The sequence below is a fragment of the Pseudomonas abietaniphila genome (genome assembly GCF_039697315.1).
GTDB classification, from domain to species: Bacteria; Pseudomonadota; Gammaproteobacteria; order Pseudomonadales; family Pseudomonadaceae; genus Aquipseudomonas; species Aquipseudomonas abietaniphila_B.
On the sequence record NZ_CP155619.1, the window covers coordinates 1,735,705 to 1,759,386 of the forward strand.

General features: G+C 59.9%; 17 protein-coding genes. 10 read left to right on the plus strand and 7 right to left on the minus strand.

Annotated elements, in window-relative coordinates; translation table 11 throughout:
* Positions 1 to 64 precede the first annotated feature (64 nt).
* From ABDX87_RS07725 to ABDX87_RS07735, 3 genes are all read left to right on the plus strand, one after another.
* Positions 65 to 1,678: an FMN-binding glutamate synthase family protein gene (locus tag ABDX87_RS07725; protein ID WP_346832346.1), complete on the plus strand. Its 1,614-nt coding sequence runs from the start codon at positions 65 to 67 to the stop codon at positions 1,676 to 1,678.
* A gap of 251 nt (positions 1,679 to 1,929) precedes the next feature.
* Complete coding sequence (locus tag ABDX87_RS07730) at positions 1,930 to 3,072, plus strand: OpgC domain-containing protein (RefSeq protein WP_346832347.1); 1,143 nt, start codon at positions 1,930 to 1,932, stop codon at positions 3,070 to 3,072.
* 115 nt (positions 3,073 to 3,187) lie between these two features.
* The gene (locus ABDX87_RS07735) at positions 3,188 to 3,814 is read left to right on the plus strand and encodes a hypothetical protein (RefSeq protein WP_346832348.1); all 627 of its coding nucleotides are present in this window, start codon (positions 3,188 to 3,190) and stop codon (positions 3,812 to 3,814) included.
* A gap of 63 nt (positions 3,815 to 3,877) precedes the next feature.
* Here the strand turns inward: ABDX87_RS07735 and ABDX87_RS07740 are convergent, their stop codons facing one another.
* Positions 3,878 to 4,780, minus strand: a complete 903-nt coding sequence (locus tag ABDX87_RS07740) for a hypothetical protein (protein WP_346832349.1) — start codon at positions 4,778 to 4,780, stop codon at positions 3,878 to 3,880.
* 296 nt (positions 4,781 to 5,076) lie between these two features.
* Here ABDX87_RS07740 and ABDX87_RS07745 point away from each other — a divergent pair, with 296 nt between their 5' ends.
* The 3 genes from ABDX87_RS07745 to ABDX87_RS07755 all read left to right on the plus strand — a co-directional run bounded on the left by ABDX87_RS07745 (position 5,077) and on the right by ABDX87_RS07755 (position 9,714).
* Complete coding sequence (locus ABDX87_RS07745) at positions 5,077 to 8,199, plus strand: transglycosylase domain-containing protein (RefSeq protein ID WP_346832350.1); 3,123 nt, start codon at positions 5,077 to 5,079, stop codon at positions 8,197 to 8,199.
* A gap of 154 nt (positions 8,200 to 8,353) precedes the next feature.
* The gene (locus tag ABDX87_RS07750; RefSeq protein WP_346832351.1) at positions 8,354 to 8,947 is read left to right on the plus strand and encodes a PadR family transcriptional regulator; all 594 of its coding nucleotides are present in this window, start codon (positions 8,354 to 8,356) and stop codon (positions 8,945 to 8,947) included.
* Positions 8,944 to 9,714, plus strand: a complete 771-nt coding sequence (locus ABDX87_RS07755) for a siderophore-interacting protein (protein ID WP_346832352.1) — start codon at positions 8,944 to 8,946, stop codon at positions 9,712 to 9,714. Before ABDX87_RS07750 ends, ABDX87_RS07755 begins: the two co-directional genes overlap by 4 nt.
* Positions 9,715 to 9,758: 44 nt before the next feature.
* On the opposite strand, the gene ABDX87_RS07760 is transcribed toward ABDX87_RS07755, so the two are convergent.
* Both ABDX87_RS07760 and ABDX87_RS07765 read right to left on the minus strand, forming a co-directional pair.
* Positions 9,759 to 10,424, minus strand: coding sequence for a Pr6Pr family membrane protein (locus tag ABDX87_RS07760; protein WP_346832353.1), 666 nt, complete (start codon positions 10,422 to 10,424; stop codon positions 9,759 to 9,761).
* A gap of 37 nt (positions 10,425 to 10,461) precedes the next feature.
* Positions 10,462 to 10,689: a VF530 family protein gene (locus ABDX87_RS07765; RefSeq protein ID WP_346832354.1), complete on the minus strand. Its 228-nt coding sequence runs from the start codon at positions 10,687 to 10,689 to the stop codon at positions 10,462 to 10,464.
* 456 nt (positions 10,690 to 11,145) lie between these two features.
* Here ABDX87_RS07765 and ABDX87_RS07770 point away from each other — a divergent pair, with 456 nt between their 5' ends.
* Positions 11,146 to 12,513, plus strand: coding sequence for a carbohydrate porin (locus ABDX87_RS07770; RefSeq protein WP_346832355.1), 1,368 nt, complete (start codon positions 11,146 to 11,148; stop codon positions 12,511 to 12,513).
* A 128-nt stretch (positions 12,514 to 12,641) separates the two neighbouring features.
* Positions 12,642 to 15,062: a glucose/quinate/shikimate family membrane-bound PQQ-dependent dehydrogenase gene (locus tag ABDX87_RS07775; protein WP_346832356.1), complete on the plus strand. Its 2,421-nt coding sequence runs from the start codon at positions 12,642 to 12,644 to the stop codon at positions 15,060 to 15,062.
* Between the two features lie 846 nt (positions 15,063 to 15,908).
* Here ABDX87_RS07775 and ABDX87_RS07780 read toward each other — a convergent pair.
* From ABDX87_RS07780 to ABDX87_RS07795, 4 genes are read right to left on the minus strand one after another with little or no spacing between them, the layout of a single operon-like run.
* On the minus strand, positions 15,909 to 16,340 hold the full coding sequence (locus ABDX87_RS07780) for a group I truncated hemoglobin (protein ID WP_346832357.1): 432 nt from the start codon (positions 16,338 to 16,340) through the stop codon (positions 15,909 to 15,911).
* Positions 16,340 to 17,230, minus strand: coding sequence for a DUF3034 family protein (locus ABDX87_RS07785; RefSeq protein WP_346832358.1), 891 nt, complete (start codon positions 17,228 to 17,230; stop codon positions 16,340 to 16,342). Before ABDX87_RS07785 ends, ABDX87_RS07780 begins: the two co-directional genes overlap by 1 nt.
* Before the next feature lie 13 nt (positions 17,231 to 17,243).
* Positions 17,244 to 19,598: a bifunctional diguanylate cyclase/phosphodiesterase gene (locus tag ABDX87_RS07790; protein ID WP_346832359.1), complete on the minus strand. Its 2,355-nt coding sequence runs from the start codon at positions 19,596 to 19,598 to the stop codon at positions 17,244 to 17,246.
* Positions 19,595 to 20,266 carry a methylamine utilization protein gene (locus tag ABDX87_RS07795; protein ID WP_346832360.1) on the minus strand — a complete coding sequence of 224 codons (672 nt, stop codon included), beginning with the start codon at positions 20,264 to 20,266 and terminating at the stop codon, positions 19,595 to 19,597. Before ABDX87_RS07795 ends, ABDX87_RS07790 begins: the two co-directional genes overlap by 4 nt.
* A gap of 268 nt (positions 20,267 to 20,534) precedes the next feature.
* Here ABDX87_RS07795 and lon point away from each other — a divergent pair, with 268 nt between their 5' ends.
* A complete protein-coding gene (gene lon, locus ABDX87_RS07800) occupies positions 20,535 to 22,952 on the plus strand; it encodes an endopeptidase La (protein ID WP_346832361.1) in 2,418 nt (805 codons plus the stop codon).
* 273 nt (positions 22,953 to 23,225) lie between these two features.
* Positions 23,226 to 23,618, plus strand: a complete 393-nt coding sequence (locus tag ABDX87_RS07805; RefSeq protein WP_074755727.1) for a protease inhibitor I42 family protein — start codon at positions 23,226 to 23,228, stop codon at positions 23,616 to 23,618.
* Positions 23,619 to 23,682 lie beyond the last annotated feature (64 nt).

Sequence of the window (23,682 nt, forward strand, 5' to 3'; positions counted from 1 at the left end):
CTTGCCGAAAAAAGGCGCGGCACAGCGTCTCTTCCATCAACCGTGTTAAGACCCAGGATTGTCTATGAGCCTGTCCCTTTTAAGTCGCTACGCCTTTTTCGTCGGGTGTGTATTGTTCACCCTGCTGAGCCTCCCGTTCCTCTACCACGAGTGGCTTTGGCCGTTCACGCTGGCGACAGCGATTCTCAGCCTGATCGGTATTTTCGACCTCATTCAAGTCCCGCACTCGGTGCGCCGTAACTACCCGATCCTGGGTAACATCCGGTACGCCGTCGAAACGATCCGCCCTGAAATCCGCCAGTACCTGCTGGAGTCCGACAGCGACGCCCTGCCCTTTTCCCGTGCGCAGCGTTCGCTGGTGTATGCACGCGCCAAGAATGAATCGGCGGACAAACCCTTCGGCACCCTGATCGACGTCTACCAGTCCGGCTTCGAATTCATCAGCCACTCCATGCGTCCGGCGCCGCTGTCGGACCCTAACCAGTTCCGGGTCACCGTAGGCGGTCCGCAGTGCACTCAGCCGTATTCGGCGTCGATCTTCAACATTTCCGCCATGAGCTTCGGCTCGCTCAGCGCCAATGCCATCCGGGCGCTGAACAAAGGCGCCAAACTTGGCAACTTCGCCCATGACACCGGCGAAGGCAGCATCAGCCCGTACCACCGCGAAAACGGCGGCGACCTGACGTGGGAGCTGGGCAGCGGCTATTTCGGCTGCCGCACCGAAGACGGCCGTTTCGACCCCGAGCGTTTTGCCAAACAGGCGCAGGACCCGCAGGTCCGCATGATTGAAATCAAGATGAGTCAGGGCGCAAAACCCGGCCACGGCGGCATCCTGCCCAAGCACAAGGTCACGCAGGAAATCGCCGATACCCGCGGCATTCCCATGGGCGAAGACTGCATCTCGCCCTCCCGTCACAGCGCCTTTTCCACACCGTTCGAGATGATGCAGTTCATTGCGCAACTGCGAGAGCTGTCCGGCGGAAAACCGGTGGGCTTCAAATTCTGCCTGGGTCATCCCTGGGAGTTCATGGGCATCGTCAAGGCCATGATGGACACCGGCATCCTGCCGGACTTCATCGTCGTCGACGGTACCGAAGGCGGCACGGGCGCAGCGCCGGTCGAGTTCACCGACCATATGGGCGTGCCGATGCGCGAAGGCCTGCTGTTCGTGCACAACACGTTGGTGGGCGTGAACCTGCGCGACAAAATCAAGCTGGGCGCCAGCGGCAAGATCGTCAGCGCCTTCGACATCGCCAGCGTGCTGTCCATCGGCGCCGACTGGGCCAACTCGGCGCGCGGCTTCATGTTCGCCATCGGCTGCATTCAGTCGCAAAGCTGCCACACCAACAAATGCCCGACGGGCGTCGCCACGCAAGACCCGCTGCGCCAGCGCGCGCTGGTGGTCCCGGACAAAGCCCAGCGCGTCTTCAACTTCCACCGCAACACGCTTCACGCCCTGGCGGAAATGCTCGCGGCGGCCGGTCTGGATTCACCTGACCAGCTGGAAGCCAAGCATCTGGTACGTCGCATGTCGGCCACCGAGATTCAGTTGTTCTCCCAATCCCACGTGTTCCTGCAACCCGGCCAGTTGCTCAACGGCGTGGTCGACGACAGTTTCTACTCACGCATGTGGCGCATGGCGCGTGCCGACAGCTTCGAGCCCAATGAGATTGATTGATCGAATCGTGTGACGCCCTGACTGCCAGCTGCGGTGATTTCAAGCGTCGCCGCTGCTGGCAAGCATTACCGTTTGCACCTCGCACCGTTCAACCGGTGCCTGCAAACCTGAGACATTCTGTAATACCCCCCTTTTGCTTTTCCCCCCTGAAAGCGCCACCCTGCGCGCCGCCGATCAGCGCCCGCTGGCGGCGTGGAACCAAGGCCCTGCGCGGCCCTCTTCTCTAAACAGACTTGCAAGAGCCCACCGTCATGACGAACGGACGCGACCATCGAATCGACTTCTTTCGAGGTTTGGCGCTGATCTTCATTTTTTGGGATCACGTACCGGACAACCCTTTCGCGCAACTGACCCTGCGTAATTTCGGATTCAGCGACGCCGCCGAGGTGTTTGTATTCCTCGCGGGTTACGCCGCCGTGCTGGCCTATGGACGTGTGGTCGAGCGCGATGGCTTTGTCGTCGCCTGCCTCAGAATCCTGCGCCGCACGTGGGTGCTGTATGTGGCGCACATTTTCCTGCTGACCTTGCTGATGGGCATCGTCTTTGTCGCCAACAACCATGTCGAAACCCGTGACATGGTGCGCGAGATGGGCCTCGAATATTTCGTCGGCAACCCGCAACAGGCACTCGCCGACGAATTGTTGTTGCGCTTCAAGCCCAACCTGACCGACCCGCTGCCGCTGTACATCCTGCTGATGGGCGCCTTGCCACTGATCCTGCCGATCATGCTGCGCAACGTGGCGCTTGCGGTCGGCCTGTCGATCACGCTGTACATGATGGTGCCGCTGTTCGGCTGGAACCTGCGTGCCTACGAAGGCGGTGGTTACTGGTATTTCAACCCGGCGGCGTGGCAATTGATCTTCGTACTCGGCGGCGCCTTCGCGATGCACACCCAGCGACCTTCCAGCCCGCGCCCGACCGTGCGCCCGGTATGGCAGCAGCCGCTGTTTCTGTTGGCTGCGGTTTACTTGCTGATGGCCGGCACCCTCACCTTCCTCTGGAAATTCCCCGACGTTCACGATGCGCTGCTGCCCAAAGCGTTCACCGACCTGATCTACCCGATCAGCAAAACCGACTTGTCGCCACTGCGGTTGCTGCATTTCGTGGCGCTGGTGTACGTGGTCGCCAAATCGCTGCCAGCGTCCATGACCTGGCTGGACAACTGGCCCGCCCGGCAAACCTGTCGCATGGGCCGTTACTCGCTGGAAATCTTCTGCCTGGGCGTGCTCCTCGCGCCGCTGGCGGATGGCGTCAACGCGCTGGCCGGTGATGCCTGGCAGATGCGCGTGATCACGGCGTTGCTGGGGCTGGGGTTGATGCTGCTGTTGTCCAACTGGCTGGAGCTGAACAAACGACTGGGGAGCCCGAAGGTGGCGACGGTGGTGCGGGTTTGAGGCCTGGTTCTCACTAGGCAAACCTCTCGGAAATTTCCTACTGGTTTATCAGGCAAAGCTTTTTCGCAGACGGCCGTTATGCGGAGGGTAGAGATAAATCAGTGAGGGAATGAAGATGGAAATTTCTACTATCGCAACGCATACAGCGGTGCCAAAAAAATGGGAATCGATGACCAATCAGACGGAGGCACAACCCGGGCCTATGACACTCATTCAGCGTCCGGATAGTAAAAACACTGCACCTGAAACGCCTCGTCCAGATGACGGGACACGCAACATGATAGTCACAACGGGGGCTGTTTTCTCGCCTGAAGAGAGTTCGGCGAGCCTGCGACTAAGCCTCCTCAAGCTGCAATTTGAGATTTTTAGAAACGAGCTGGAAGACGCACACCCCGAATTTATCGGTGTTAGCTTTGAATTTGGTCTGGACGAACATGGACAAATTGAAATCATTGATGCATCGGGACAGCTTCCCAATGAACGGAAAGCTAAACTGGCCCAACTGCTCAGTGATTATCATGGATTTGGCGCAACGGCCCGTGATCTTGTGAACAATATAAAGCAGTCTGTGATCCATGCACGAAGCTATACTTTAGATCGAACCGACTTGGCGGAGCGCCCTGTCAGATCACTTATTGACTTCGGAACGATACTGAACAGTGGTGACGCGATGAGTGAATTAAAAAGTCAGATCATTAGCGCCTTGAACGAAATATCACCCACCATTTCCGAAATCGTTTAGAAACCTTACAGAGCCAGGCGGAAAACATCGACCGCCTGGCGAGTTAGCGAGTGCATCAAGCCTTTATCGGCGCACTTTTCTGTGGCCGCATACATGCCCGAAAACTCGATCCCCTTCTTGCTCTACCGTTTGAGGAAGACGATCAGGATAAGCATTCTCCAGTCGATAGCTGCCGACGTAGTAATAACTACGCCAAGTACCCGGACCATAGAAGATTTCGATATCTGCAGTTTCTCTACCACCGTAACAACGTTCAAAACTGACAGTTTTTGAAACTTGGCCCGCGGCATCGCTGACTACCCAAACAACCACAGGACGCATCCGGGATTCTGCGAGGTCCATATTAAACCAACCGATTGCGCCCTTGAGCGGTGACCCCACCGAATCAGTGAAGCTGGCCTCAAGCTGAGCTTCAATCGAGCCTTGAACCGGCAAGAACGAAGGTTGCGTATAGCCGCTTGGAATCCGTTTCATTCGGTATTGATCTTTTAAATGATACTCCTTCAGCACGGGAGAAGACCCGAATACAAAAGTGTACGGACGCTGTGAATACGGCTGATCTTTCTTATGAGAGACCCTAATCTTTATTTCTACCCCAGGCTCAAGACCTGAAAACACCTTCGAACTCTCAATTTTCTTCTTCCATTCGCCTCCCTCAAGATATTCAATCTCGAAAAAAACAGGCCCATCATGCTGCACAGAGTCCCCAAGCAGAACCTTCTGCCCCCGGACGGCGCTAAAGCTGTAGTAGTGAATCGCATCCGCCGCTTCCAAGGTAGCTGTTTTGGTATGTAGCTCATCACTAAGCTTCTCCTCTAAACTGCTACTTACAGATGCAGCTGGAGTATAAGCTGACACATGATCTACAACCAACTCCCCTTTGACTTCAAGGGCCGACGCTGTGCACATTACCAACGCCAGCGAAGCGCCAATCATTGAGCCTTCAATTTTTTTATTTTTAATCATGAAACATCCTGTCCATTTCGATTGATATTATTTCTTAGAGGTACAACGACGTAAGCAGCCCGCCTAATAGTCGTCAACAGCAAAGAAATCATTTCCGAAACTTCCTACGACTTATCGCCGAGCGGTGCGGTCTATCCAGTTTGAAACGGGCCTCAGCTCCGTGTCATAACCGAACGCCGCCACGTCATAGCCTGATCCGAAGCACCGGACGCTTTCTACACAAATTCTTCACCTTCCCCGCCCAGCGTCTAAGCTTGTAGTCAGGTGCGATTAACAGGTTTAACCGGGCCAATGATATGGGCGCTTTGTGGCATTCAGACGAAAAGAAGGCTGCGGTCAAGGCTGACAGTCATGGGGATGTACCGATGCCTGCCCGCCCACGCCGCAAGTGGTACCTGTGGCGCTTGCTGGTGGGATTGGTGCTGTTGGCGTCGGTGATCCTGGGATTTGCCGTGGCAACGGAAACCCGCAGTTCCAGGCTTCAGGCCCGTGAGTTCAGCCAGTTCGCCCATGAACTGAATTACACCGTAGAGTCCGGCCCCAGCGACGCGATTCTGTATCCGGGGGACGGGCCTTTCGACAAGCGCCTGGGCTACTCCTCGTTGGGCGAGTTCCTGCCTCGCCTGCTGAAACGTGATTACCGTATCACCGAGCAATCCCGGTTCTCTCCTGAGCTGGTTTCCTACGCCAAGCGCGGGTTTTTCGTGCCTTACCAGGAAAAGAGTCAGTCAGGCCTGACCATTTCCGATTGCCGGGGCGATTCGCTGTATCAGTTCACCTACCCGCAGCAGTTATACCCCACCTTCGTGTCGATCCCGCCCGTGGTGGTCAACAGCCTGTTGTTCATCGAAAACCGGGATTTGCTGGATGACAAGCAGCCGCTGGCCAACCCGGCTGTGGATTGGCCGCGCTTCCTCAAGGCCGCCATTTCCCAGGTGGCGAAGCTGGTTGGCCTGCCAGGGCAATCGGCGGGCGGGAGCACGCTGGCGACCCAACTGGAGAAATACCGTCACTCGCCCGATGGCCTGACGCAGTCGGGCGGCGAGAAAATACGTCAGATGATTTCCGCCAGCGTGCGCGCCTATCAACCCGGCCCGCAAACGCTGGAAGCACGGCAACGGGTGGTGCGCGACTACCTCAACAGCGTGCCACTGTCGGCGGTGCCTGGGCATGGTGAAGTACACGGTATGGCTGAAGGTCTGCGCGTCTGGTACGGCGCCGATTTTGACCGGACCAATCAGTTGCTGGCCTCGCCCGCCAAAGACCCGAAGACCATGGCAGCCAAAGGGCTGGCCCTGCGTGAAGTCCTGTCGCTGGTCATTGCCCAGCGTCGGCCTTCGCATTATCTGGCGAAGGGCCGCAAAGAGCTGGCCGACCTGACGGACAGCCATATCCGTTTGCTGGCGCAGAACCAGGTGATCGATCCACCGCTGGCAGACGCCGCATTGGGCGCCACTGTGACCTACCGTGACTGGGTGCAGCAGCCGACCGTGCAACCCATCGAGACCAACAAAGGCATCACGGTCGCCCGCACGCGCCTGTCGAACATGCTCGACCGGCCGCTTTACGATCTCGACCGCCTCGACCTGTCGGCCACCAGCACGCTACAAAGCGACCTGCAGATGAGCGTCGGCCAATACCTGCGCGACCTGGCGAACCCTGAATACGCCGCGAAGCTGGGTCTGCTCGGCGAGCATCTTCTGACACCGACCAGCACCCAGGCGGTGCGCTACAGCTTCACGTTGTTCGAACGCGATGCCGACGGCTCACGGGTCCGCGTGCAGACTGACAGCACGGATCAGCCGTTCGACATCAACGAAGGCAGCAAGCTGGAGCTGGGCTCCACCGCGAAAATGCGCGTGCTGACGACGTATCTGCAGATCATCTCGGAGATTCACGACAAATACGCCGGGATGAGCAACGCGGAGCTCAAGAAGGTCCCGGTCGAAGAACCTGACCGGCTGAGTCGCTGGGCACTGGATTACCTGATGCAAAACAATGACCGGGATCTGTCGAAAATGCTCACGGCAGCGCTCGACCGCAAATACTCCGCCAGCCCTGGCGAGTACTTTTTCACCGGCGGCGGCATGCATCACTTCAATAACTTTCGTCGTGAAGACAATGAGCGCAACCCGACCCTGCGCGACGCGCTGCGAGAATCGATCAACCTGCCGTTCATTCGTTTGATGCGTGATGTGGTGCGCTACACAACCTATCAGGGCCCGAACAACAGCGCCGTGCTGCTCAAGGACGACAGCGACCCGAGGCGTCAGGAATACCTGGCCGACTTTGCCGATCGCGAGGGGACTTCGTTCCTGCTCAGGTTCTGGAAACGCTACAAGAACAAGACGACGCAAGACCGGCTGGACACGTTCCTGGACGGGGTCCATCCGTCCGCCAGCCGCCTGGCGGCCGTCCACCGGTACCTGTTGCCCGAGGCGACCCAAAGCGCGTTCAACGCCTTCGTCCGCGCCCATGTCGTGGCGGACAAACGTCAACCACCGCTGAGCGAAAAGCGGCTCGACGAGCTGTATTACGCGTACGGTCCGGGCAAATTCGACCTGCCGGATCAAGGCTTCGTCGCCCGGGTTCATCCGCTGGACCTGTGGCTGGTGGGCTATCTGCTGCAAAACCCCGATGCAAAGTTCAAGGAGGCTGTCGCCGCCAGTCGCTTCGAGCGTCAAGAGGTGTACAGCTGGTTGTTCAAGAGTCGGCACAAAAGCGCGAGAGACAGTCGCATCCGCACGATGCTGGAGATCGAGGCCTTCCTCGACATTCATCAACGCTGGCAACGGCTGGGGTATCCCTTCGACCATCTCGTCCCTTCACTGGCGACCGCCATCGGCAGCTCAGGCGACCGTCCGGCCGCGTTGGCCGAACTGATCGGGATCATTCAGAACGACGGCATCCGGCTACCGGTCCTGCGCATCGACAGCCTGCACTTTGCGGCCGACACGCCTTACGAAACGCTGCTGACCAACAACCCCGAACTGGGCAAACGCGTGCTGCCTTCGGCTGTCGCAACCGCAATGCGCGAAGCACTGTCGCAGGTGGTGGACGCGGGCACAGCACGGCGCGTGTCGGGCAGTTTCAAATTGCAGGACGGCACCACTCTAGCGATGGGCGGCAAGACCGGTACAGGTGACAACCGCATCGAAAGCTTCGGTTCCGGCGGACGCATGCTCGCGTCCAAGGCGATCAACCGCACTGCCACCTTCGTGTTCTATATCGGCGACAACCATTACGGCACGTTGACCGCGTACGTGCCGGGCCGCGCGGCCGAAAGCTTCAAGTTCACCTCGGCATTGCCTGTCCAGGTCCTCAAAGGCATGGCGCCGATTCTCAATCCCTACCTGGAGCCCGGAACGTTCACCCAGTGCAAGGCGCCAGCGGCCACGCAAGTGGCGAGCCTTCACTGATCCTGCGTATTTCCAGCCACTAAAACTTCACTCAAGCCGACCAGCAGCGATCCACGCAATCGCACAAACGAGAACCGTTCGTCTTTAAGCCTCTTGCAGACATATTAAGATATATCTTAAGGTATATCTAACGTGTAACGAGAGATGAAAAAAGATGAGAGACCACTCACACGATCACCCCCATCACCACCGCCCTCACTTCGGTGACCACGGCGACGGCCGCGATGGTTTTGAAAAACGCACCGGTCGGGAACGCGGTGGACGCGGTCCTCGAGTGTTTGCCCCCGGCGACCTGAAACTCCTGCTCCTGGCACTGATTGCCGATCAGCCTTGCCACGGCTACGACCTGATCCGCCAGATTGAAGGCCTGTTCGACGGTGCCTACAGCCCGAGTCCTGGCGTGATTTACCCCACCCTGACCTTTCTGGAAGAAAGTGAGTTGATCACTGGCGACGCAGAAGGCGGCAAGAAGCGCTACCAGATCACCCCGGCGGGTCAACAACACCTGATCGAGCAAGCCGTTGCGCTGGACGGTGTGAAGATGCGCATCGAGGTGAGCAAGCGCTCGCTGCGCGGTCACGATCGTCCGCCGGAAATCCACGAGGCGGTGCACAACCTCAGGCACGCCCTGCAGATGCATCACGGCCGCTGGAGCCCGGAAGAAATCATCCGGGTTCGCGACCTGTTGAACGAAACCGCCAAAGCCGTCGCCGATGGCCCACACAATCGGTCGGAGAAGCCCGAATGAATTCACAGCAATCGATTCATCGCGTCAGCCACGAAATCAAGCGCCGCAAACTGGACGTGTTGCGCGTCACGGACCTTACGCCACGGATGCGCCGTGTGACCCTGCACGGACCTGAGCTGACCGGCTTCATCAGCCTCGGCACCGACGACCACGTCAAACTGCTGTTCGCCACCACGCCAGAAGAACAGGCGGCGTTGGACAACTTCATGCCTGGCGCGAATGCGGACGGCCCAAAGCCTGCCATGCGCGACTACACGCCCCGCCGCTATGACGCCGCGTCGGGAGAACTGGACATCGACTTCGTGCTGCACGGCGACGGCCCGGCCGCGACCTGGGCGGCGCAGGCGGCTGTCGGGCAGCACCTGTACATCGCTGGCCCACGCGGCTCGATGATCGTGCCGGACATGTTCGACAGTTACCTGTTGATCGGCGATGAGACCGCCCTGCCCGCCATCGCCCGGCGCCTGGAAGAACTGCCGGCCAATCGCCGTGCGCTGGTGGTGGTTGAGATCGAAGACGCCGCCGAGCGCCAGGCGTTGACAAGCCGCGCGCAAGTCGAAGTGATCTGGGTGCTGCGTGGTGAAGAGAGCCTGCTGGACGTGACGCGCCAGTTGACGCTGCCAGAGGGGAGTTTGTATGCCTGGGTCGCAACGGAGTCTGCGTTGTCACGCAAGGTTCGGCGGGTGCTGCTCGACGAATTCAAGCTTGATGAGGCGACCGTGAAAGCCGCGGGTTACTGGCGTCTGGCCGACACCGACGAAGCGTAACGCGGCGTCTACCGTGGGCCTTCGCAGCAGCATGCAGTGAAGGCCTACCGATTCTGAACGCGACGAGCCTTGATTCTGTCGATCAGCACGATCATCAGGCCGATCGCCACAAACCCCGCCAACACCCCTAAGGCGTTGATCAGTGCCTGGCCAAGGCCGAGCGTCCCGATGTCCAGAAACGGGTAGAGATAATCGCCAAAGGCGTTTCCCCGAAACAGCAGCCAGGCGAAGTACACCGCGGGATACGCAATCCACGCCAATACGTGCTTCAGGCCCAGCAAACCCTTCGTAACGTACAGCCACCAATAACCGACAAACAGCAGCGGCATGACATCGTGCAGCAGCTCGTCGGCGAGCCACTGCCAGCCTTGCGGCGTCCACAAATGGCGCAGCAGCAGGTTGTAGGCGATGCTCACCAGAAGAATGCTGGTGGTGATGCCCGCACACACGATCGGGGATCGGAAAAAACGGTGCGCCGCGCCATACCGTTCGGTGATGGCACAGGTCAGCGCCACGGCGACCAGCGTATTGGTCAACACGGTGAAGAAACTGAAAAAACGCACCAGCCCGCCCACCAGACTGGCCTGATCGGTCCAGCGTCCCCACAGGATCAAATACAGCTGCACCGCCAACGCGAACCAGCCAAGCACCGCGCCGGCAGTGGCGAGGCGGCGTTGTCCCGGCGCCAGGGTGAGCGTTTGGCTGTGCATCTGATTCAGTCCTTGAAAGCGTTCGAGCGGGGTGCGATCACCCGCGTTTGGTGCGTGCCAGTTTCACGTACAGGGCTTCGACCTTCTCGCGCGCCCAAGGTGTCTTGCGCAGAAACGTCAGGCTCGACTTGATGCTCGGGTCGCTCTTGAAGCAGCGAATGTCGATGCGCTCCGCCAGCCCCGACCACTCGTAGTGCTCGACCAGCGCGTTGAGGATCTGCTCCAGCGTCACGCCATGCAGCGGGTTGTTGTTGGGTGTGGTCATGCCGGGCCTTTTGCACTTGATGAAGGGACACGTTGTCGCGAGGTGCGCACCTTAACGGAGCAATGGATGAGTGTGAAGAGATTGTAGAACGGGTTACAGGTTCAAGGTCGGCAGCGACCTGTGACGGGCTGCCGCCTATACATGCTGGAACGCCCAGCTTTCATCTGTACCGCCAGTGTAACGGTAGATGAGTGCCCGCCAGGCCACGTCGTTCGCCCATCCTTATAGAGACTAAGGGATAGCGCTACCTCAAATTCCCCGCACTGTTACCAAAGCGGCAACTAATCATGTCGCAAATTCGACTTTTTAAAAAATCGTTAGGGCCCTATCATCGCCGGCGCTAAACACTGAAACGATTAATCCGTCTCTCCTTCGGACCCTTGCCGAGCATTTTTTACGCGCGGCGAGCAGCGTTTCCTTTGGCTTTTAGATTCCTCAAAAAAGAACTCGCCGCCTATGCCTACTCATCCGAAATGCCCCGCTTTAACGACCGCCAGACTGCTGACCGTACAAAGTGCAGCGCTGGTCACCCTCGGCTTTGCGGCCTGCGCCAACGCAGCGCCTGCATTCGACAGTGAGTCGCCGTGGATGCTGGGGGATTGGGGCGGCAAGCGCACCGAGCTGTCGCAACAGGGTTATGACTTCAAACTCGACACGGTCGTGGAAGTGGGTTCCAACCTGCACGGCGGCTACAACCACGATAAAGCCACTCGCTACAGCGATCAGTTCGCGCTAGGCGCGCACATGGACCTGCAGAAAATCCTCGGCTGGCATGACGCCGAATTCCAGTTGACGCTGACCAACCGCAACGGCGACAACATCAGCAACGACCGCGTTTCCGATCCGCGCGTCGGCACCATCTCCTCGTCCCAGGAAGTCTGGGGCCGTGGCAATGTCACTCGCCTCACGGACCTGTGGTACCAGCAGAAATTTCTCGATCAGAAACTGAGCATCAAGGTCGGTCGTTTCAACGAGGGCGAAGACTTCAACACTTTCCCGTGCGACTTCCAGAACCTGGCGTTCTGTGGCTCGCAGGTCGGTAACTGGGGCGGCGGCATCTGGTACAACTGGCCGATCAGCCAGTGGGCGATGCGTGTCAAATACCAGCTCAACCCTGAGCTGTTCGTACAGATCGGCGCCTTCGAGCAGAACCCGTCGAACCTGGAAAACGACAACAACTTCAAGCTCAGCGGCAGTGGCACCCAAGGCGCGGTCTTGCCGGTGGAGCTGGTCTGGTCGCCGAAAGTCAACGACCTGCCGGGCGAATACCGTCTCGGCTACTACTACAGCACCGCCGACAGCAGCGACGTCTACAAGGACAGCAACGGTCGCTATGCCGCGCTGAGCGGCGAAGACTACGCCTCTTCGTCCAGCAAACACGGCATGTGGCTGACCCTGCGCCAGCAGGTCACGAGCCTGGCCAGCGACAATAGCCGCGGGCTGAGCCTGTTCGCCAACGGCACGCTGCACGACAAAAAAACCAACATGATCGACAACTTCGTGGCCTTGGGCGCGACCTATAAGGGTCCGTTCGATGCGCGCCCGCAGGATGATCTCGGCCTGGCCGTGAGCCGTATTCATGTGAACCCGGCGTATCGCAAGAACATCAACCTGCGTAATCAGGCCGACAGCGTGTCGGACTACAACGACCCGGCCTTCCTGCCCGTGCAGGACACCGAATACAACGCCGAACTGTACTACGGCGTTCACCTGACCAACTGGCTGACCGTGCGCCCCAACCTGCAATTCATCCGTCATCCGGGCGGCGTGAACCAGGTCGATGACGCGCTGGTGGCCGGACTCAAGATCCAATCTTCGTTCTGATCGGCTTATTTAAACTTTCTGAATCCCGTTTCAGGAACTAGCGTGAATGAAGCGGATTCAAACGGTTCGAGTCGATCAGACGAAAAGAACAAAGCGTCAACCACTTAATCGTTACGGAGTACGACAATATGAGCACTGACGGTGCTTTCGGTAAGGGTCGCCTGCTACCGAGCTTGCTCGGGCTGGTGATTCTGGTGATGGGCCTGGCCTTGTTGGCCGGGGGTATCAAACTGCTGACACTGGGCGGGTCGCTGTACTACCTGCTGACCGGTATCGGCTTCGTCATCACTGGCGTATTGCTGATCATGGGCCGTCGCTCGGCCCTGGGTCTGTTTGCGCTGGTGCTGTTCGCGAGCACGGTCTGGGCGCTCTGGGAAGTCGGCCTGGACTGGTGGCAGTTGGTGCCACGTCTGTCGCTGTGGTTCGTACTCGGCATTGTCATGCTGCTGCCATGGTTCCGTCGCCCTCTGCTGCGCGGCCAGCCAGGCGGCATGCCGACCGTTGCATTGAGCATCGCCGTGGTCCTGGCCGGTCTGACGGCTCTGGCCAGTCAGTTCACCAGCCCGGGTGAAATCAAAGGCACGCTGGACCGTGACGACGCAGGCGTGGCCTACGATCCTCAGCCAATGCCCGATGGCGACTGGCAGGCGTACGGCCGTTCCGAGCACGGCAATCGTTACTCGCCACTGAAGCAGATCACCCCAGAAAACGTCGGCAAGCTGCAAGAAGCCTGGCGCATTCGCACCGGCGACCTGCCAACGGCAGAAGACCCGGTCGAGCTGACCAACGAAAACACCCCGCTCAAGGTCAACGGGATGATCTACGCCTGTACACCTCACAGCAAGGTGCTGGCGCTGGACCCTGACACCGGCAAGACGATCTGGTCGTACGACCCGCAGATCTCCAAGGAAGGCGCCAAGAACTTCACCGGCTGGGCGCACATGACCTGCCGTGGTGTTTCGTACTACGACGAAGCGGCCTACGCCAAATCCGACGTTGGCGCACCGGCTGCCGCGCTGTCGCCAGCGGGTACTGCCATCGCTGCTTCGTGCCCGCGTCGTCTGTACCTGCCGACGGCCGATGCTCGCTTGATCGCGCTGAACGCCGACACCGGTAAAGTCTGCGAAGACTTCGCCAACAAAGGTGCGATCGATCTGCGCGCCAACATCGGTCCCTTCACGGCCGGTGGTTACTACGCCACTTCCCCTGCCGCGATCACACGTAACCTGATCATCATCGGCGGCCACGTGACCGACAACGAGTCGACCAACGAGCCATCGGGCGTGATCCGTGCCTACGACGTGCACGACGGCAAGCTGGTGTGGAACTGGGACCCGAACAACCCGGACGCCACCGCACCCATTGCTGCCGACCAGTTCTATTCGCGCAACGCGCCGAACATGTGGTCGCTGGCCAGTGTCGACGAGAATCTGGGCCTGGTGTTCCTGCCTTTGGGCAACCAGATGCCTGACCAGTACGGCGGCGACCGCACCCCTGGCGCCGAGAAATTCAGCGCAGGTCTGGTCGCGCTGGACGTCAACACCGGTAAGGTGCGCTGGAACTACCAGTTCACTCACCATGACCTGTGGGACATGGACGTACCGAGCCAGCCAACGCTGATCAACCTGAAAACCAAGGACGGCGTGAAGCCGGCCGTGATTCAGCCGACCAAGCAAGGCAGTCTGTACGTGCTGGACCGTCGCGACGGTACGCCGATCGTGCCGATCGACGAAGTTCCGGCGCCGACCGGTGCTGCGCAAGGCGACCACACGTCGCCGACTCAGGCGCGTTCGCAGCTGAACATGCTGCCACCTGAGCTGACCGAAAAATCCATGTGGGGCGCCACCGCGTTCGACCAGATGCTGTGCCGCATCCAGTTCAAGGAACTGCGTTACGAAGGTCAGTACACGCCTCCGTCGGAACAGGGCAGCATCGTCTATCCGGGTAACGTCGGTGTGTTCAACTGGGGCGCCGTGTCGGTCGATCCGGTTCGTCAGCTGATGTTCACCAGCCCGAACTACATGGCCTTCGTTTCCAAGCTGGTGCCACGCGCCAAAGTGGAAGCCGGCAGCAAGCGTGAAAGCGAAACCAGCGGCGTGCAGCCGAACACCGGCGCGCCATACGCGGTGATCATGCACCCACTGATGTCGCAGATCGGCATTCCATGCCAGGCCCCGTCGTGGGGTAACGTTGCGGCCGTCGACCTGACCACCAATCAGGTGATCTGGAAGCACAAGAACGGCACCACCCGCGACAACACGCCAGTGCCTATCGGCCTGCCGGTCGGTGTACCGAGCATGGGCGGTTCGATGGTCACGGCAGGTGGCGTCGGCTTCCTGGCCGGCACCCTGGACCAGTACCTGCGTGCCTATGACGTGAAAACCGGTAAAGAGCTGTTCGCCGGACGTCTGCCAGCAGGCGGCCAGGCGACCCCGATGACCTACACCGGCAAGGACGGCAAGCAATACGTGCTGATCGTCGCCGGCGGCCACGGCTCGCTGGGCACCCGCATGGGCGACTACATCATTGCCTACAAACTCCCGGAGTGATCGGCCGCGGTAAGCGATGAAGTAGTGCAGTAAAAGGAAAGGCGGTCATCCCAAGATGACCGCCTTTTTTTGTATCCCGAGCCTCACCGCCTGCCCTCTCCTCGACGCGCTGCTGCCTGTAGGGCGTACAGATCATGCCAAGAACCGCATCGCTTTTGCCCGCAGGACGTGCAGATCATTTCACGCACAGCACTGCTTCTGCCCGTAGAGCGTAGGAGCGTGGCTTGTCGCGCGATCTGCCGGGAACCGGCAGCAAGACCGGTGCATGCGGTGTGTCAGTACAACCGAGTCGTCTGATTTTGCTACCGCTGCGCGGCAGATCACGGGACAAGCCGCGCTCCTACGGCCCCGGCCAGAATCAAAAGCCGTGAGCCTCTACGATCAGCCTCTGCCCGCAGGGCGTAGGAGCGTGGCTTGTCCCGCGATCTGCCGGGAACCGGCAGCAAGACCGGTGCGTGCGGTGTAACTGGCACAACCTCGCTTCTGCCCGGAGGGCGTAGGAGCGCGCTTGCCCGCGATCTGCCGGGGACCGGCAGCAAGACCGGTGCATGCGGTGTGTCAGTACAACCGAGTCGTCTGATTTTGCTACCGCTGCGCGGCAGATCGCGGGACAAGCCGCGCTCCTACGGCCTCCGGCCAGAATCAAAAGCCATGACACGCCGCTTCTGCACGAAGAGCGTGAAGATCATGCCAAGCACTGCATCGCTTCTGCCCGCAGGGCGTAGGAGCGTGGCTTGTGTCTGGGCCGCATCCGGACGATCTGCCGGGAACCGGCAGCAAGACCGGTGCGTGCGGTGTGACTGGCACAACCTCGCTTCTGCCCGGAGGGCGTAGGAGAGACCGGGCTTACTTCTCGATCACTTCCCCACGCTGGGGCGCCAATCTTGCGATGAACCGGTTCTGGGTCGGCACCGGAATATGCTGGTCGTCCATCGCGTCGATAAGGTTTTCCACCAGGGCGTTGAAATCACTGCGGCTCAAATTCAAACCCTTATGCGCCTCTTCCAGGGTGTCGCCCGTGTAGGTGCAAGGCCCGCCAGCCTCAACGCAAAACTTCTCCACCAGCTTGTCGCGCACCCTGACGATGTCGACTTTGGCGAAGTATTTGTAGATCCGGTCATCCTTGGCGATGTGCAACAGCATGCCTTCGACGATCTTTTGAATCCCCGGACGCTCGCCCAAGGCGTGATACAGGCTGTCATCCTTCGGCGGTTGCTGCGCACAGCCCACCAGCAACGCGAGGGTCAAAACGCCAATCCACTGCAACGGTCGTATCATCAGAAGCTCCCCTGAACCGACAGATACGTGCCGTTCTGATTGTCCAGCGTCGCGATTTCGCCGAGGCGTACGTAGGCCAGCACCACAGAGACATGCTTATTGGGGAACCAGCCGACGAACATGTCAGCCCAATCGCTTTCACCGGCAAATGACAGGTTGTCCGGCTTCTCCCGATACTCGACGCCGACCGCCCAACGCGGGTTGAACAGCAGCGCCACCGAGCCTTCCTTCAGGACGCTGCGGGTGTCCCGGCGATCACCGCCAAAACCCAACAGCCCGGTTTCATTGGCCCGGCTGTAACGCACCCCGCCGTTGACTACCACGTTGTAGCCAAACGCAGCACCCATGAACAAACGGCTGGCCGTGAGGTAACCCTCCACGTCCGAATCACGCCGAGCGCCAACAAGGCTCGGGATCAGGAAATCGTTCTGATGTTTGTACTCAAGCCCCACGGAGACTTGAGGCAACTGGTCGTAGATCAGGTCGCCAAACAGGCGCACCTTAACCCCGAAAATATCCTGCGAGAGATTGTCCTCAGGCAGGCTCAGCTTGTGGACCAGCGAGCCCAGATCAAAGCGTTGATGCGCGTAGGAGACTTCCACCCGGTTGCCGTAAGAAACCGCCATGCCTGCCACATCCAGCGTGTAGTCCGGGAGATTGATGTGGGTCGCAAACACGTTCGCGCCCCATTCGCCTTGCTCGCCATAACCGGCCAGCACCGCCCACGGAATGATCCCGCCCCCGGCGCCGCCTTCGATGCTGCTGGCGCCACCGGTCGCGATCAGACGTCCCTGATCGGCGTTAACAAAAGGCGCCGTCGCGCCCACGCAACTGCCCACTACACTTGCCAACACCACAGGGCTGAAAACAGCCGAGAGACTACGTGCCATAAACGCGAACCAATCAGTGAACCATCATGCTGGGAGAGGTATGAGATTTGGCGATCCATGCCTCGAACGCCAACGCGGTCAGCGGTCGGCTGATCAGATAACCCTGCGCGGTATCGCAGTGCCAACGCTCCAGTAAACGCAAGCTGTGGGCGTATTCGACGCCTTCGGCCACGACCTTGAGCCCCAGGTTGTGGCTCATTTCGATGGTGGAGCGAACGATCACCGCGTCTTCACTGGTTTCATCCAGATTGCGCACGAACGACTGATCGATCTTCAGTTCCTGCACTGGCAGCCGCTTCAAATGCGCCAGAGAGGAATACCCCGTCCCGAAGTCGTCGACCGACAGGCTGATGCCGCACTCTCGCAGCCGGTTCAGCACCCTCAGCGCATGCTCGGGCTCGCGCATGACAGCACTTTCAGTGATCTCGAATACCAGTTGTTCGGCCGAAACGCGATACAACGTGAGCAGATTCGACACGCGTTCAGCGAGGTCTTCACTGAGCAGATCGTCTGCGGAGATGTTCACCGACACCTGAACATGCAAGCCACGACGCGCCCATTCGGCCAACTGGCGCATCGCTTCCTCGATGACCCAGCGGGTGAGAATCTGGATGCTGCCGGTGCGCTCGGCGAGCACGATGAACTCGGCGGGAGAGACGTTCCCGAACTGCGGATGCTGCCAGCGCAACAGGGCTTCGGCCTGGCGCACCCGGCCATTGCGAATGTCGAGTTTGGGCTGGTAATGCAGCGTCAATTCGCCATTGCGCGCAGCATGGCGCAGGTCGCGGATCAGGCTGATCTGACGCTGATGCACCAGGTCTCGACCGTCTTCATAGACCTGCAGACGCCCCGGCAACTGCGCCGCGTCCTGACGGGCGATGGCGGCGCGCCGGAGCAGCTCGGAAGGCGAATCACCGCTGGCCGGGTACACCGCGATGCCGATGCTGGCATCCAGCGCAATATCGTGATCACCAATGCGCTGAGGCTTGAGCAACAGGCGTTGCAAACGGTCAGCAACGGCCACTGCGGTGTCGGCCTCGGCGTTGTGGATCAGCAACAGGAATTCGTTACCTGACAAACGTGCCACGGTGTCGCCCGGCCGCATGGGCAGCTGCAGCTGCTGGCCAATGACCTGCAGCAACTGTTCGACGCCTTCAGGGCCGATGCTGTCGTTGATGGCGCGAAAGTTGTCGATACCCAGGTACAGCAGGGCCACCGGCCGCTGTGCCGTGACCGCACTGCCCAGACGCTCCATCACCAGCGCGCGGTTAGGCAGCCCGGTCAGGCCGTCGTGCAGCGCGTTGTGCGCCAGTCGTTGTTCACGCTCGGCAATCCCGCTCTGCATTGAATTGATCGCGCCGGCCAGCAAACCCAGTTCATCGCTGCGCTCAAGCTTCACCGGCGTACCGTAATCGCCCTCGCCGATACGCTCGGCGGCCATCGCCAGTGCGCGCACCGGCAGCGAGACGCTGCGGGCCAGCAACAACGTGCCGATCAACGAGCCCGCCAACGCTGCCAGCGTGATCCAGAACAGTTTTTCGTCCAGCGGCGCGAACGCCTGCATCGCTTGATCAAGCGGACTCTGCAGCAACGCCACGACCTGATCGCCCGCGCTGTCGCCGGTATTGCCCAGGCTCAGTCGTTTGCTCAGAAAGCTCTGGTCGCCGTGTTCGGTCATCTGCATCTGATCATTGGCCGGGCTCAGCATCACCCCGCGCAAGCTGTCATACAGCGGCTGGGGTTGGGTACTGATGATTTGCCCCGGCAACCGATGCACCACCGACAGAAAGGACACCTGCAAACCGCTGAGCGAACGCAGTTCCTGCGCCAGGTCGTCGTCCATGCTGAAACCCATGACCACCTGCGCGATCGGCAGCGGTGCCAGCACCGTGCTCTCGACCAGCAAGTGCGGTTTGCCCTGCAACGGGACGATCAGCATCGACTGATTGTGGGCCTTCAGGTCGCGCAGTGCCTGGGTATAGGGAAACGGCGAGCCTTCAGGAATCTGGCCGACCGTGCTCGACAGGACCGTGCCATCCATGCCGAGCAAGAACATGTCATTGGCACTGATGCGCGCGCCATGGTTAAGCAGCACCGAACGGATCGTCGCCGAGTCCGCTGACGCCACCGCATCGCGAAAGCCGAAATCGGTCGAGAGCAGTTGCACTGCATCGCGCAGCCGCTTGCCGCGCATTTCAAGCAGCCCTTCAAAAACGCGAGTACCGACGTCCAGTTGAGCCTGGGCCTGTTTGCGCACCGCATCCTGCGTGGCCGCTCTGACCGCCACGAACACCGCACCGACCACGATCAGCAACAGCAGGATCAGGACGCCGGCAATGCGTGCCTGAAAACTAATTCGGAGTTTCATTCATGGGCCGCTTTATGAAAGGCATCGCCGAACGCACTGGACGGCGGCGCTGCAGGCATGTCGTCATCCTTGGGTTGCACAGCAAGGTTGAAGCGCTGGTGCAGGCCCGCGGCCGGAATGTCGATTTCGCCTCCTGGCACAGGTTGCATATCAGGCGTTTGTGGGTGCCACAGCGTCGCCACATAGTGACCTGCTGGCATTTGGTCTAAGGTCAGCGTGCCTTTGTCGTTGCTTACGCCAAACCAGGGATCGTCGGTCACGTACACATAGCCCAGCATCCAGTCGTGGATATTGCAGCCCAACACCACCACGCCGGGCTTGTCGAACAGCACAGGGTCTGACGGCGTGCCCCCATACAGACGCAATTCGAAGCGCTTGGCCGGAGAAAAGGAGTACACCTGATGGCGGATGTCGTCGCTGTTCGGGAACTTGATCTGTGTGCCGGTCCGCACGGCAAGCACATGCGGCGCGAAGCGCTGATCGCGCTGATCCATATCAGCCTTGGGCGCAAGATCCGGTTTGCCGGCAGGCCCCTGAAGCGTCAGCACGGCGTCGGTCAGCGGCTTGCCGTTCGCGTCGAAAAAATCGGCGGTAAGCGTCGCGGCGCTGACAACGGAGCTGAACAGCAGGGCTGAAGCCATCAGCAAAGAGGAGATCACGTGGGTCATACAGAAGGTCCAGAACGGCATGGTCGGGAAAACACAGCGCCGGCCCTGGCAGTTTTTTGCGGTGTCCTGAGGAGATTAACCGCCACTCGGCGGAAGATCACGCATTAAAAGCAGGCACAAAGCCATCACGCATTTATGACCGACGAAAGGCACAAAGTCACAATCATTTCCTTAATCGACGTCCATATTCAAAGCTATCGACCGCGGCTATTGAAACCTGAGGGCGACTGCCCCATCTAAGCCTCATCTCCATTTATGCAGGTGCCCCATGAGCGACCAGCAATCAGACTCCTCCCATTCGCATCAAGACGACGATCACGAGCACGAAGTGATCGGTTCGGACCGAAAAAGCCTCGCCCTGCCCGGCCAGAACCTGCCAGACCAGGTCTACATCATCCCGATCCACAACCGCCCCTTCTTCCCGGCTCAAGTCCTGCCGGTCATCGTCAATGAAGAGCCGTGGGCCGAAACACTGGAGCTGGTGAGTAAATCCGATCATCACTCCCTGGCGCTGTTCTTCATGGACACACCGCCCGAAGACCCGCGCCATTTCGACACCAAGGCGCTGCCTGAGTACGGCACGCTGGTGAAGGTGCATCACGCCAGCCGCGAGAACGGCAAACTGCAATTCGTCGCTCAGGGCCTGAGCCGTGTGCGCATCAAGACTTGGCTCAAACACCATCGCCCGCCGTTCCTGGTGGAAGTCGAATACCCGCACCAGCCCAACGAGCCGACCGATGAGGTCAAGGCGTATGGCATGGCCCTGATCAACGCGATCAAGGAGCTGCTGCCGCTCAACCCGCTGTACAGCGAAGAGCTGAAGAATTATCTCAACCGCTTCAGTCCCAACGATCCATCGCCCCTCACCGACTTCGCCGCAGCCCTGACCTCCGCCACCGGCGTCGAGCTGCAGGAAGTGCTCGATTGCGTGCCTGTGCTCAAGCGTATGGAGAAAGTCCTGCCGATGCTGCGCAAGGAAGTCGAAGTCGCGCGCCTGCAGAAAGAGATTTCTGCGGAAGTTAACCGCAAGATCGGCGAGCACCAGCGAGAGTTCTTCCTTAAGGAACAACTCAAGGTCATTCAGCAAGAGCTGGGCCTGACCAAAGACGATCGCAGCGCGGACATCGAACAGTTCGAACAGCGCCTGGAAGGCAAAGTCCTGCCAGCGCAGGTGCAAAAGCGCCTCGATGAGGAAATGAACAAGCTGTCGATCCTCGAAACCGGCTCGCCGGAATATGCCGTGACCCGCAATTACCTGGACTGGGCGACCTCAGTGCCGTGGGGCGTGTACGGCGAAGACAAGCTCGACCTCAAACACGCGCGCAAGGTGCTCGATAAACACCATGCGGGCCTTGATGACATCAAGGACCGCATCCTTGAGTTCCTCGCGGTCGGTGCCTACAAAGGCGAAATCAGCGGCTCGATCGTGCTGCTGGTGGGGCCGCCGGGCGTGGGCAAGACCAGTGTCGGCAAGTCCATCGCTGAATCCCTGGGCCGGCCGTTCTACCGTTTCAGCGTCGGCGGCATGCGCGACGAGGCCGAGATCAAGGGCCATCGTCGAACCTACATCGGTGCGCAGCCGGGCAAACTGGTGCAGGCGTTGAAAGACGTCGAGGTCATGAACCCGGTCATCATGCTCGACGAAATCGACAAGATGGGCCAGAGCTACCAGGGCGACCCGGCGTCGGCGCTGCTGGAAACCCTCGATCCGGAGCAGAACGTCGAATTCCTCGACCATTACCTGGATTTGCGGATGGACCTGTCGAAGGTCCTGTTCGTCTGCACCGCCAACACCCTCGACTCCATCCCAGGCCCGCTGCTGGACCGGATGGAAGTGATTCGCCTGTCGGGTTACATCACCGAAGAAAAAGTCGCCATCGCCAAGCGCCACCTGTGGCCGAAGCTGCTGGAAAAAGCCGGGGTCTCCAAGAACAGCCTGAGCATCAGCGACAGCGCGCTCAAAGCCTTGATCGACGGCTACGCCCGCGAGGCCGGGGTGCGTCAGCTGGAGAAGCAGCTGGGCAAACTGGTGCGCAAGGCGGTCATGAAGCTGATCGAAGACCCTAAAGCCGTCATCAAGCTGGGCCCCAAAGACCTGGAAACCTCGCTGGGCCATCCCGTGTTCCGTAACGAACAAGTGCTGTCGGGAACAGGCGTGATCACAGGGCTTGCCTGGACCAGCATGGGCGGCGCGACACTGCCGATCGAAGCGACGCGCATTCACACCCATAACCGTGGCTTCAAACTCACGGGTCAACTGGGCGATGTGATGAAGGAGTCCGCGGAAATCGCCTACAGCTACGTCAGTTCCAATCTGGCGAAGTTTGGCGGCGACAAAGGCTTCTTCGACGAAGCGTTCGTGCACCTTCACGTGCCGGAGGGCGCGACACCGAAGGACGGCCCGAGCGCGGGCGTGACCATGGCCAGTGCTTTGCTTTCTCTGGCGCGCAATCAGGCGCCGAAGAAAGGCGTGGCCATGACCGGCGAGCTGACGCTTACCGGCCACGTGCTGCCCATCGGTGGCGTGCGCGAGAAGGTCATTGCAGCGCGTCGGCAGAAGATTTTCGAACTGATTCTGCCGGAGCCGAACCGTGGCAACTTCGACGAACTGCCGGACTATTTGAAAGAAGGCATCACCGTGCACTTTGCCAAACGCTTCTCGGACGTGGCGAAGATTTTGTTCTAAAGCCTATGCCGAAGCCTGATGCAGCCCTCGGGCTGCCTCTGCCGAAAGGCGTAGGAGCGCGGCTTGTCCCGCGACCTGCTGCGAAGCAGCAGCAAATCCTGACACTGCGGTGTGCCTGAACCCACTCCAGTGTCAGGATTTACGACGACTGCGTCGCCGATCGCGGGACAAGCCACGCTCCCACGCCCTCCGGGCAGAATCAAAATCCAGATCGCTCAAAAACTCATCCTGTTCGGTTATGCTCCCCTCACGTTGCCTACGACCGGAGCCTCCATGACCCCTGCCCGCCTGCTCGTTCCGCTGAGCCTTGCCCTGCTGGCCGCCTGCGCCCAGCAACCGAAACAGATCGTGTCCCTCGACGATCAGAAAGACTGCCCGATCACCCTCAAGACCGGCCAGACCCTGATGCTGATGCTCCCCAGCAACCCCACCACCGGGCACCGCTGGCTGATGCAGAATCCCGCGCCGTCGATCCTCAATGCCATGGGCCCGGAAGTGTTCAACACCCCGGAAGACGTGGGCATGGTCGGCACCGAAGGCCAGTCGGTCTGGCGCTACAAGGCCGCCAACGCCGGCACAGGTCACCTGATGATGGTCTATCAACAGCCTTGGGCACCGGAAGTCCGCCCGGAGCGCACGTTTGACTGTGCGATCACGGTCAATTGAGGCTTGCCACCCGAACGATGAGATGAGGTTTCGGCCGGACGCCACAATTGGCTAAAATGCCGCA